The organism is Methanococcus voltae PS, assembly GCF_024807035.1.
Taxonomy (GTDB): Archaea; AGJL01; Methanococci; order Methanococcales; family Methanococcaceae; genus Methanococcus; species Methanococcus voltae.
Genome location: NZ_JANUCQ010000001.1, coordinates 440,701 through 453,513, shown reverse-complemented (window position 1 = coordinate 453,513; position 12,813 = coordinate 440,701). Strand labels below are relative to the sequence as shown.

The window sequence follows — 12,813 nt, the reverse complement described above, 5'->3', positions numbered from 1 at the left end:
TGTATCATCATTTGTTAATTGATACGAATTTTAAAAATAAATACTGGTGAAATATTGAAAGAATTCATACTTAAAGCCAATAAATCAGCTACATCTGGCGATATAAATATTAAAGACTTGCCTGGGAGTGCAGGTCGATTGGATTTAGTTTGCAGATGCGTAAATAGTTCGTTCTTTCTCTCCCACGATTTAAGAAGAGATACGGTATTCTATAGCGTTCATTACGGTGAGCCTAATGCACCGGTTGCTTTGAAATTTATAGGTGACGAATTAAAACGATTAAGCCCTGATGAAAGAAGTATTGCTCTTTTTATAAAGAAAGCTCTCGAAAAAGATAGTTCCAAACTATGGAAAGAAAGTACATCTGGAATCTATACTGCTAAAAAAGAATTTAGAGATATAATCGTTGAAAAAAAGAACGAAAACTATAGGATATTTTATTTGCATTTGAATGGTAAACCCCTTGAAGAATATAATTTAAAATTAGATAAAGATAATGGTAACGATGAAGACGTATTATTCGTACTTGGTGACCATATTGGTATAGGCGAAGAAGATGAGAAGTTTTTAGATGAATTAGGGGCTGAAAGAATTTCTTTATCACCGGTAGAATTACACGCTGACCATTGTATAATTTTAATGCACAATGCATTAGATAAATTAAAAAAATAATGTTTATTCTGTATATATTTATTAGTTATTTCTTAATTACCTGTTAATTAGTTATTAATTACTTATTAATTAATATTTATTATCTATATTGATTATTTATCAATTATATTACGTATATTAATTAGATATTAGTTAGATATTAATTAGATACTAGTTATATAATATTTATATCAATTTGATAATAATTATTAAATATTAATTATTAATTATGTTTATAATTTTACAATCTCAAATCTATAAGACGATACATTCCCCATGGTGATAATATGGAAGATATTCCAAAAGTTGTAGTATTCAAGCTTTCTACAAACGAATATGGTTTAAGGGTTAATGAAGTAAGGGAAGTTTTAAAACTTCAAGATATTACGGCAATTCCGAACACCCCAAGTTATATTTCTGGTGTAACAAACATTAGGGGCGAAATTATGCCAATAATAGATTTAAGGAAAAAATTAAATCTATTTGATAGCCTTGATACGCCAGAAGGCGATATGCTAGTCATGGTTGTTGAAATAGATGGCATACCTATCGGAATTTTGGTTGATTTCGTAAGTGACGTTATGCAAATTTCCTCCGAAAATATCGAAGAAATCGAAGGAATTAAGAAAAATTCAAGTGGAGAATACATAGAAGGAATTGCTAAAATTGGCAATAGGTTAATCATTATATTAAATATTAAAAACTTAATTGACCCCCAAGAGTTCTAATACTGATAAAATACGGATAATAAAGTCTAAATTTTAAGATGTTAAGATAATAATCAAATTGAGATTTAATCAATTTTGTATTGAACAGTAAATATAACGACAATATAATATGACGTATTAATACTCAATAAATAATTTTAAAATTAAGTTTTGGATAAATAATAAAATAGATATAATTCAAATATATGGGCTAATATAAGACGGTGTTAACTAATTATCTAATAATATAATTTAATTCGCATATGGTAATCTGGAGAGGAAATTATGAAGAAAATAAAGGCTATTGTTGTAGATGATTCCGCATTCATGCGAAAAGTTGTAGAAGATATATTAAACACAGATTCAGAAATTGAAGTTGTAGGTACTGCAAAAGATGGAAAAGAAGCAGTTGAATTGGTAAATAAATTAAAACCTGATATTGTAACAATGGATGTCGAAATGCCTATTATGGATGGTATTGAAGCAACTAAAAATATAATGCAGACTTGTGCTACACCAATTCTTATGCTTTCTGCAGTAACTCGCGATGGTTCAGAAACTACATTGAAAGCTCTTGAAAATGGGGCAGTAGATTTTATACAGAAACCTTCTGGCTCCATATCCCTAGATATTCGTGAAATATCTGAAAAAATTATTAAAAAGGTTAAGGAAGTTTCAAAATCAACAGTTAGACCATTGAAATTTGCAAGAATACAGTCTCCAGTAACTTCAAAAGCAGAAAGTATTACTTCAAAGAAGTTTAATACAAATGCGAACTCTGACACTAACAATAATCTAGGGCTCGAGCGCGAAAATGCAGGATTGAATAATCCAAATTTGGAAAATACCCTTTCTAAAATTGGAATTATGATGGGCTCATCCACAGGTGGCCCCCCAGTAGTTTCGGAAATAATCTCAAGATTACCTATGGGAATGCCCCCAATATTTGTTGTTCAACACATGCCTGCAGGATTTACAAGAGTTTTTGCGGAAAGAATTGATAGGATATCAAAATTAAAAGTTGTTGAAGCTTCAAATGGTACGTTAATAAAACCTAATCACGTGTATATTGCCCCAGGCGATACCCAAATGCTATTGAAAAGACGGGGAAATAACAAATATATAGAAATAGACCCAAACATGCCTAAACTTCACGGTACAAAACCAACTGTGGACATTACCGCTGAATACGTTGCAAATATTTATGGAAATAATTCTTTAGGAATTATTTTAACGGGTATTGGAAAAGACGGTGCAGTAGGAATGAGGAACATTAAAGAAAAAGGTGGGTACACGATAGGTCAAAATAAAGAGAGTTGCATTGTTTACGGAATGCCTAAAACTGCTTACGAATTAAATGCGTTAAATGACGTTTTACCACCAAGCCAAATACCTCAAAAGATAGAAAAATGCGTTGAAAGATACGTTCAAAAATTAGGGAGTAGATAACTATGGATGAGATGGAACAGTATAGGGAATTGTTTATGACCGAAGCTGAAGAACATTTACAGTCCCTTAATCAAAACCTTGTCGATTTAGAGAATTGCCCCGAAAATACGGATATTATAAATTTAATATTCCGTTCTGCCCATACTTTAAAAGGTTCAGCAAGAACCCTTGGTTTTGAACATATATCTCAATTAACACACCACATGGAAGATATATTAGATAATATAAGGGACGGCAAAATTCCGGTTAATCACGAAATCATGGATTTATTGTTTAAATGTTTAGATGCGCTAGAAACAATGGTTGGCGAAATTGCAAATGGTGAAAATGAAACCACTGTCGATTACGAAAGTATCATCGATATCATTAAAAATTTAAAAAATAAGCATTTAGGTGGAAATGTTGAAAATATTGGAAATTCTGCATCTCCTGTGCCTGAATCTACGCCTTCATCTGAAGTATCTGCAAACGTTAATAGTGCAAATGCCGTTGCAAATACGGTTTCCTGTGAAACTAATGGAAATTCGGTATCCGTATCCAATAAACAGTCTTATTCTTTGAAAAATGAAAAAACTGTTGTAATAGTTGAAATAAAAAAAGATATCGATTGTAATTGTGAAGAAAACGAAGTTTCTGAATTGGATATCAATGACGAAATTGACGTTAATTCAAAAATTGATAAAAGTAATAATGATACAGATAAAAATATTAATACGGACAATAGCAAATTAAACGTTCCAGAAAATATTGACGAAATTTTAGCACAAATGCATCAATCTTCTAATACTTTGTGTGCTATTTCTGGAGCTTTAGAACTTCCAGAGCTTCAAACTTCAACAAAAAAGATTAGTAGATTTACTAAGTCTGTTTTGGATAAAAAAATTGATATGGATAAAGATGTATTACAAATGATTAACAAATCATTGTCAATTATGAATTCTATTGCCAAATCAATTGAAAATAAAGAAGAAGTTCAAAAATATGGAAATGATGACGATATAAATAATTTAGATAATTTTGTATCCCAAAAAGTCGAATTAAAAAATTCAAATGTAGATACCAAGGAAATTGAAATTGAAAATGATATTGAAAATGATATTGTTAATGGAGCTTTTGAAGAAATTGAAATTGAATTTGACCATACAATATTTGATTATCTTAAAAATTTAAACAAATTAGCCAAAGAAATAGATAATAATTCAAATATTTGGCATATTAAATCTGAAATCGAAGAAGATTGTATGTTAAAATCAGTTCGATTTACAATGTTATTAAATTCATTGGAAAATGATTCGGACGGTAAAATTATACAATCCATACCCACAATTGACGATTTAAAAAATGTCAGTTACGATAATTTAGATATATTGTACGCGTATTCGGGAAGTGAAGAAAAATTAGAATCTATATTAAATTCTGCTTGTGAAATGAAATATTCCAAGGCTGTTAAAGTAGGTATTGAAATTAATACTGACGAAATAGGGAATATGACCGAATTAACGGATTCATTAGATTGCAATTTGGACAATAAAGAAATTTCTTGCGATTATAAGATAAGATTTTCAATAGACCCAGAATGTGCCTTAAAATCAGTTCGTGCATATATGGTTTTAAAAGATTTATCAGAAATTGGTGCCATCGTGGATTCATGCCCATCTTTTGATAGGATAAAAGCAGGAGATTCCATTATTAACCAAGTTGAAGTATACTTTAATACTCGTGCAGATATTGATACTGTGGAAGATACCATTGTAAAAACGCCTGAAATCAAAAATATAGACGTAACTTCAAATAAAAAAGATAATCAATCAGCCATTCAAAATTCCTCTGAAGATTCAGATTCAGAAGATTCTAAAAGTTCTGGAAAATCAGAGCGAAAAGAAGGTCAATCCAAAAAATCGGAATCCAAAAAATCCCAAACTGTTAGAGTAAATATTGAAAAATTGGACAAATTAATGAATTTAGTAGGCGAAGTTGTTATAAATAGGGCAAACTTCACACAAATTGCTACAAAATACGACCTTAAGGAATTACATAACGCTGTTGGTAGATTAAACATGCTCTCAACAGAATTACAGGAAGAAGTTATGAGTATGCGTATGATTCCTGTAGCATTTGTATTTAATAGGTTCCCTAGGACGGTTAGAGACACTGCTAGAGCCCTTAATAAAGAAATAGACTTTATAATTGAAGGTTCCGAAATCGAACTCGATAGAACCGTTTTAGATGAACTTGCAGAACCACTCACTCACTTGATAAGAAACTCCCTTGACCACGGTATTGAACATTCTGAAGTCAGAAAACAGGCAAAAAAACCTGAAAAAGGTCTTTTAAAGCTTATTGCTACAAGAGAAAGAGATAGGGTAAATATTGTTATTAAAGATGATGGTAAAGGTATAGACCCTGACGGTATAAGGAACAACGTTGTTAAAAAAGGCTTAATGTCAAGAGATGAAGTTGACAAATTAACGGACAATGAAGCTATTAACTTAATATTCTTACCAGGTTTCAGCACTGCGGAAAAAGTTTCCGATGTATCTGGAAGGGGTGTAGGTATGGACGTTGTTAGGACTAAAATAGAGTCTTTGGGTGGCTCTGTTTCAGTACATTCAGAAGTTGGAAAAGGTTCGGAAATCGTATTACACTTACCATTAACAATGGCAATTATACAAACGTTATTAGTAAAATTAAAAGACCAAATCTATGCTTTACCACTAACAAGCGTTTTAGATGTTGTTTCAGTAAATAAGGAAGAAATAAATAATTTGGAAGGTCAAGAAGCAATTATTTATCGAGACCATATCTTGCCAGTTACTTGGTTATGCGATGCTTTGCATCAATATAACGATTGCTCTTCAGAAGAAATATATGTGGTAGTAGTTGAGAAAAACAAAGGTAAAATAGGTTTAATTCTCGATGAAGTAATAGGAAGGGATGAAATTGTTGTAAAACCACTTACAGGTATTTTAAAGAATATCAACGGTCTTGCAGGTGCTACAATACTTGGAGACGGCAAAGTTGCGTTAATATTGGATTTAAATAATCTATAATCCAATTATTACCTATTATTATTATTATTATTGTTATATTTATTACAAAACTTATTAAAATTATTAAGAATACTAAATATTAACTAGCGTAATTATGGAAATATATAATACACAATGTAACCACTAATAGGTACGATATCATGGTTTTAAAAGTTAAAATGGGCGGTTATGAAGTTTCTAAAGGGTTAGAGACCATGGAAACCCTTTTGGGTTCTTGTGTTGCAATAATACTATACGATAGGGGTAAAAAAATAGGGGGTATGGCACATGTAATGTTGCCCAAATCAAACTCAATGGCACATAGGAACCCAGGTAAATATGCAGATACGGCAGTTACTGCACTATTAAATGATATGACAAGACTTGGTGCCAGAAAGGATAAAATAGTTGCTAAATTGGTGGGTGGTGCGGCTATGTTCGATTGCAATTCTCAGACCATGGATATTGGCAAGAGAAATATAAATTCTTGTAAATTAGAACTGAAAAAAGTTGGAGTACGAACATTTGCCGAAGATGTGGGTGGGACCAATGGTAGAACTGTTTATTTTAACTTAAAAGATGGGGAAGTTAAAATAAGAAATAAAAATGATATTCGAATATTGTAATATCAAAATATTATAAATAATTTAAAAAATCAATAATTACCAAAATTACCAAAATTACCAAAATTAGGATAATAACTTAAATTAATCAGTAATTGGAAATTATTATAAATATTGAAAATATTGAAAAAGTTATCTAATAAATATAATTTAAATTTGGCGTATTTTAAATTTAAAAGGTGTGTTTTTATGAATAAAATAATGTTAAATATGTTAATAAATTCTGTTGTGGTAGCAATTTTGTTCTTCATAGTTAGCTATATTACAAATCCTGCAACCTTTGGAAGTAACATATTATATTTAGGCGCGGGATTGGTTTTAGCATTAGCCATCGGGTTTATTATGGGTAATGTAGCTTCAAAAAGCTCAGCTAGTGACAAAGAACTATTGGCAGTGTTATCCGAAAGTTTTGGAAAAGAATTGAGCTTTAAAACGCCTGAAGAAAAAGAAAAATTGACTAAAATATTACAAAAAGCAAGTAAGGACTTAAAGACATACGATGACTTTAGAAAAGGTATTAAAAGTTTATTTGACAATATTGGTCAAGTTACCGAAGCCTTAGGGCGAGGGGATTATTCCGTCAGGGCTGACGAAAGTGGGAAAAATAATAGATTCCAAAAAAATTTGAATATGGCGATTTGCAAAGTTTCAGAATTAATTAGTAAATTAAAAGAGAATATTGAAACTTTGGAAGATAGTGCTCGTTCAATAGCAGAAGATATTGGTAAAGCAAAATTATCATCAGAACAAATTACAGATGCTGCCTCACAAGTTGCAATGGCTGCTGCTGACCAATCAACTAAATTACAAGAAGTTACAGAGTTAGTTGAAAAAGCTAACGATGTAGCAAAAGGTGTGTATCATACTGCAGAAGATGGTCACCAATCAGCTATGGAAGTTGAAGAAAATTCAGAAGTTGGCGTGGATAAAATAGAAAATGCCGTTGAAACAATGCAACAAATCACAAATGTGATTGATGAGCTAGGTAAATCCATCGAAGAACTTGGTGAAGAAAGTAAAAAAATCAACGAAGTTACGGTTTTAATCAAAGATATTGCAGAACAAACCGGTCTTTTAGCATTAAACGCTAGTATTGAAGCAGCTCGCGCAGGGGAAGCGGGTAAAGGTTTCGCAGTTGTGGCAAGTGAAATTAAAGGCTTAGCTGAAGAAATCAAAAAATCTGTCGAAGATATTAATAATACGATTGTTGGTATCAACAAAAAAGTTCAATCAACCATTGAATTAAGTTCGGCAGGTAAAGCACAAGTTGATAATGGAGTTATTGCCATTGACGATGTTAACGGTGCTTTTATGAAAATTAAAGAAAGTATCGATAAAACAGTTACTCAAATCAACGATATAAAAGGTGGTGCTAAAATTGCTGTAGACAATACCGCTGAAGCACTTAAAAACGTTCAAGACATCGCGTCAATCTCCGAAGAATTTGCAGCTACTGCTGAAGAGGTTACTGCCTCTGCAGAACAGTTGGACGCATTTGTTCAAAATTTAGATGAATCAAGCGAAGAAATAACCGAGTTTATCGAAGGAGTTCATGAAGATATAAAAGTTTTCAAAGTTTAAGTTTTAAGTCTAAGTTTAAGTTTAAGGAATAATAAGAATTAAAAATTATTATTTAATTCTTATTTAATTCATTATTTTAATAAATAATATTACTTAATAATCATATTCTTCTTTTAATATTTTCAAAATTTTTTTAATAGTTTTTTCAATAGCGTTTTTTTGACGTTCCGATACATTTTGCTTATCCAATAGGTTTGCTTCAATGTCTGACGTGAATTTATAAATTTTATAGTCTGTAACAATACAGATTGCTCCTTTTCCAATACCTGCGGTCGTACCTATTGCAATATTACATTTTGTAATATTTTTTAAGCTCTTAGCCATTAATTCAGCTACTAATTCGTCATTAGATTGAGTATAAGCTTTAGAATAATTGTACTTATAATCCGATTGTGGAAGAGATATATTTAAAAAAGTTTGGGCACATTCTTTTGAAGGCATAAACATTGCCGTTAAAACTTTTGAATTGTGTAATATTTTGTATTCGGGATTTTCTTGTAAAAAACATTCCATTTCAGGATACTTACTTGCTATCTTATGGATATTTACTCCTATCCTACCTAGTGTAAAACATTCCGATGTTGCTATTGTAATCAATTTTTCAGACGATTCTTCCTTATGAGACACTTAAATCACGCGCTATACTATTTTTAATTTATTTTTAGTTATATTATTTATTTTATCTATTTTAGTTATTTTAATTTTATATTGTCTAATTTAGTCACTACATTTAATTCATAATTGTTACTGCTTTCAAATAAGAATATAAAGAATTATATATAAAGAATTCCAAATATATTATGACTATATATATTCGACTTAACATAATTATATTATATATTTTATATTTGGATTTTTTAAGTTTTTAGATAATATAAATATATAATTAAATTATGTATTAAATTATGTATTAAATTATAGGTGTGTGATTATGAGCAAATCCAAAGTTATAGCAACTTTTGAAGGTAAGGGTATTTTAATAAATACATACACAGTAAGAGACCCTTTCACAAAATGGAAAAAAATAAAAATATACCTTTACGACGATAGTCTTAGATTTGATATTGAAGGAAATATTGTAGAAGTAGAATACGAGCAAATCGAAGATATAGGAATAAAGTTGCCTAGAAAAATTATAGAGATAGCCAAAAATTCATTAGACGATATTGCCGACTACGGTTCAATTACATTTAAATTGCCTGATGAAGAAGCACAGAGTATCGGATTTGCACCAGAAACGTCAATATATGGTAAAACCACAATTAATAAATTTTTAAAAAGCCTCTTCCAAGAATTATTGTATAAGAAGAATATAAAAATACAATATGCCCGTATTGTTGGCGGTTCGGTAAATCCTGAAGTACAGTGGAACGATGGAAATTTAGTTTTTGCTAAAAAACCAATCAGAAAAGGTGTAACAGTTATTGAAGATTTAGTTTTAGCAATAGCTGTGCAAACAATGGGTAAACCAAAAGTTTATGATTTGTTTTCCAATATCGAATCAGTTTCAACTGAGAAGAAGATGGTTAATGAAGAAGAAAAAGACGTTATTGAAATTAAGCAATTGAAAGGAAAAGAAACGGTTAATTCTTACATTTATTTAGAAGATACTAAAATATTGTATATCTTAAGATACATATCATTATTAACAAAGTATCATAAAACAGTTGAAAAATTACTCCCTAAATCATCTGAAGAACTCGTATCACAGTCTTCTGCTGAAAACTGGAGCGGTGAAAAGTTAAAAGGTGAAGTTGAGAAATTATCACCTGAAGAACAGGAGATATTGACTGCCGTCTATACAGGTATTGATTCATTAGAATTACCATCTATGATGGGTTTAGAAGTTGATGAAGTAGAAAAAGTTCTTGAAAGCTTAATTGATAAAGGATTTTTAGACTTAGTAAGAATTAGAAAAGAAACTGACTTGACTGAAACCGGTAGGGCAGTTACAAACTATATTATTACTAATTTCTAATTCATTATTTCTTTTTTATTTATTTCTTTTTTATTTATTTCTTTTTTATTTATTTCTTTTTTATTTATTTCTTTTTTATTAGCCCATTAGTTTATTATTTTATGATATTTCGACTAAATTACTATAAAACCGTTATGACGAAAATTACAATCAATATATTAATATAAAATAAACACATAGTATGGTAATATGTTTATTAATGGTCATATGTACCACTAAAAAATTAAATAATAGAAATATTTGAATAAATGGTATAATAGAAAATAATCTAATAAAATAAAAGATAAATATCGAAAATTACCATTTTACGAAAGTTATAAGTATTAACAACACAATCATAAATTCATAAATTACCTACATAAAAAATTAAAATACTATGAAGTAAACATATCTATTATATAATTATGTTTTGTCGGATTGAGGTGAAAACATGTCAACTATTGTAAAAACATTAGTTGTTGATGATTCAGCATTTATGAGAAATATATTAAAAAGAATATTGTCCACTACAAACAAGTACGTTGTTGTAGGAGAAGCTGAAAACGGCAATGACGCAGTTAAAAAAGCTGAAGAATTATCTCCTGATTTAATAAGCATGGATATTGTTATGCCTGAAAAAGATGGTATCCAAGCTACGAAAGAAATAAAAGAAAAGTTCCCTGGAATAAAAGTGGTAATGTGTACCTCTGTAGACCAAGAACAAAAAATGATTGAAGCGGTTAACGCAGGTGCTGATGGTTACATTGTTAAACCATTTCAAGCTCCAAAAATTCTCGAACAATTTAATAAATTATTCCCCTAATAATTTATTTAATTAAACCCATTTCGGTTAATTATACTTATAACTCAGATATAGCTTTTTAACCTTTATTATACACTAATTTTTAATTATTTAAGTATTTAAGTATTTGATTATGTTTTATGACAATCGCATAGTTATCATTAAAAAATTTATATGTAATAATATTTAGGTTAAATAATCATTATTTAAATTTACTATGGTATATTTCAAATTAATAATTTTGAATATAATAGTTTTTAATAATTTTTAATAAATTTGTATTAAAATATATAAAATAGAGAGTATGGAATAAAGATATTAGATATAACATATATTTTCTATTGAAATACTAAAATATGGATAAATTAGCCACTTGGTTGATTTTACATACTTGGGTGTTTATATTATGTTCTCAAAAGAACAATGGTTAGAAATTCTAAAGACCATAATTGAAGAGGAACTTGGTGGAGAAATAATTATTGATTTAGAAAATCCCAAAAAAGGTGGTCCTATCAAAGATTTTTCATCACTAGAAACTATTGGAAAAGCAGCGGCTACAAGAGCTGCAAGTTTTGTAATGGATATGAGCGGTGAAGATGTAGATGTCAATGTTTTCAAAATAAAATTAACATCATTGAACAAACTGCTATCAGAAGCCTCTGAAGATAAAAAAGTGTTTACAAAAATTGATTTTAACGGTATGTTATCAGGAATGGGTGTTTTAATATTCACTGAGAAAGATGCTATTAAAATGGGTGATTCTATGTTAAAAGGTATGTTCATGGAAGACCCCGAAGTAGACGTATTAAGTGAATTAAAAATATCTGCGATAAATGAAACTTGTAATTTATTAGTTTCTGCTTTTGTAGATACATTTGCAAACTACATGGAAACTTCACTATCTATGACTCCCCCAAACTACTGTGTAAATGACATGGCTAGCTTTTTAAATGAAGCTTTAAAAGATTACGATATTAATAATGATGACTTAATCTTTACATTTGAAAGTGAATTAGTTTCCAAAGGTATTGATTCAAGTTTTGAAGTATTTATGGCTATGAATCCCGAATCTACAGCCAAATTGTCTGAAAAACTAGAATAAATTAAAAAATAGATTAAAATAGATTAAAATAGATTAAAATAAAATAGACCAGGAATACAAATTCTAAATAATTAATAGCCCAAACTAAAAATAAATTATTAATTAAAATAACTTATTAATCATTATTCATATGGATTTATATTATACAAAATTAACGTGGTGGTAATATGGGTATTATTGAGGCCATTAAAAAAATCACGGACATAGGTCAAGAAGCCGCAGAAAATGTAGGTGACTCCTTCACGGGATTAACCGGGCAAAATACAGACGTAAGTTTTTTAGGTACTCGCTTTGTGCCTTTAGAACGATTACCTGAACAATTTAGCGAAGATTACTGCAAAATAACCAAAATAGATTTTGATGGGGTATTATCTGGTAACTCTATGTTAATACTTCCTGAAGTAGATGCTGTAAAGCTCGAAAAGCTATTGTTATTGGATATGATATGGGATAGCCTAACAAATAAAACAGAAATGCCAGAATATAGAGAAATGGAAAGTTCCGTTATAAATGAAGTTGCGAACATAGTTTTAGCTGCATTTTTAAATGTTTTTGCAAATGAATTAAACGGCGAAATAAACATAACTACTCCAAAATTCATTAAAGATGCTGGTTTCAACATTGTAGAATCATTAGTTATTGAACTAATGGAAAAAAATGTGGAATACGCTTTAGTTTTTGATACAAAAATAGAAGTTGTAGGTAGATTCCCGTTAAACTGCAACATTTTAATTATGATAAATCCTGAAACTATAGATAATTTAGATAACTTATATTCCTAGTAAGTTAATCTTCTTAATTTATAAAATATCATTAATACTTTAATACTTTAATACTTCATTTTAATAATTATAATATCATACTGTAATTTAATATTATAGTATATTTATTACAATCTACTTTTTAATTAAA

At 29.4% G+C, this 12,813-nt stretch carries 11 protein-coding genes; 10 read left to right on the top strand and 1 reads right to left on the bottom strand.

Going from position 1 to position 12,813, the window contains the following annotated elements:
• The first annotated feature begins 54 nt into the window (after positions 1–54).
• The 6 genes from trmY to M2325_RS02165 all read left to right on the top strand — a co-directional run bounded on the left by trmY (position 55) and on the right by M2325_RS02165 (position 8,040).
• A complete protein-coding gene (trmY, locus tag M2325_RS02190; RefSeq protein ID WP_259050692.1) occupies positions 55–672 on the top strand; it encodes a tRNA (pseudouridine(54)-N(1))-methyltransferase TrmY in 618 nt (205 codons plus the stop codon).
• 266 nt (positions 673–938) lie between these two features.
• Entirely contained in the window at positions 939–1,379 is a 441-nt protein-coding gene (locus M2325_RS02185) for a chemotaxis protein CheW (protein WP_209590502.1), read from the top strand.
• A 264-nt stretch (positions 1,380–1,643) separates the two neighbouring features.
• Positions 1,644–2,807 carry a protein-glutamate methylesterase/protein-glutamine glutaminase gene (locus M2325_RS02180; protein WP_209590501.1) on the top strand — a complete coding sequence of 388 codons (1,164 nt, stop codon included), beginning with the start codon at positions 1,644–1,646 and terminating at the stop codon, positions 2,805–2,807.
• Between the two features lie 2 nt (positions 2,808–2,809).
• Positions 2,810–5,857, top strand: coding sequence for a chemotaxis protein CheA (locus M2325_RS02175; protein WP_259050690.1), 3,048 nt, complete (start codon positions 2,810–2,812; stop codon positions 5,855–5,857).
• 140 nt (positions 5,858–5,997) lie between these two features.
• Positions 5,998–6,462 carry a chemotaxis protein CheD gene (locus tag M2325_RS02170; RefSeq protein ID WP_209590499.1) on the top strand — a complete coding sequence of 155 codons (465 nt, stop codon included), beginning with the start codon at positions 5,998–6,000 and terminating at the stop codon, positions 6,460–6,462.
• Positions 6,463–6,648: 186 nt separating this feature from the next.
• The gene (locus M2325_RS02165; protein WP_259050689.1) at positions 6,649–8,040 is read left to right on the top strand and encodes a methyl-accepting chemotaxis protein; all 1,392 of its coding nucleotides are present in this window, start codon (positions 6,649–6,651) and stop codon (positions 8,038–8,040) included.
• 93 nt (positions 8,041–8,133) lie between these two features.
• On the opposite strand, the gene M2325_RS02160 is transcribed toward M2325_RS02165, so the two are convergent.
• A complete protein-coding gene (locus M2325_RS02160) occupies positions 8,134–8,637 on the bottom strand; it encodes a UPF0254 family protein (protein WP_209590818.1) in 504 nt (167 codons plus the stop codon).
• Positions 8,638–8,971: 334 nt separating this feature from the next.
• On the opposite strand from M2325_RS02160, the gene M2325_RS02155 reads away from it, so the two are divergent.
• The 4 genes from M2325_RS02155 to M2325_RS02140 all read left to right on the top strand — a co-directional run bounded on the left by M2325_RS02155 (position 8,972) and on the right by M2325_RS02140 (position 12,683).
• Positions 8,972–10,018, top strand: coding sequence for a CheF family chemotaxis protein (locus tag M2325_RS02155; protein ID WP_209590497.1), 1,047 nt, complete (start codon positions 8,972–8,974; stop codon positions 10,016–10,018).
• A 430-nt stretch (positions 10,019–10,448) separates the two neighbouring features.
• Positions 10,449–10,820, top strand: coding sequence for a response regulator (locus M2325_RS02150; RefSeq protein WP_209590496.1), 372 nt, complete (start codon positions 10,449–10,451; stop codon positions 10,818–10,820).
• Between the two features lie 385 nt (positions 10,821–11,205).
• Positions 11,206–11,901, top strand: coding sequence for a chemotaxis protein CheC (locus M2325_RS02145; RefSeq protein WP_245314029.1), 696 nt, complete (start codon positions 11,206–11,208; stop codon positions 11,899–11,901).
• Positions 11,902–12,068: 167 nt separating this feature from the next.
• Positions 12,069–12,683 carry a chemotaxis protein CheC gene (locus M2325_RS02140; protein WP_209590495.1) on the top strand — a complete coding sequence of 205 codons (615 nt, stop codon included), beginning with the start codon at positions 12,069–12,071 and terminating at the stop codon, positions 12,681–12,683.
• The last annotated feature ends 130 nt before the right edge of the window (positions 12,684–12,813 follow it).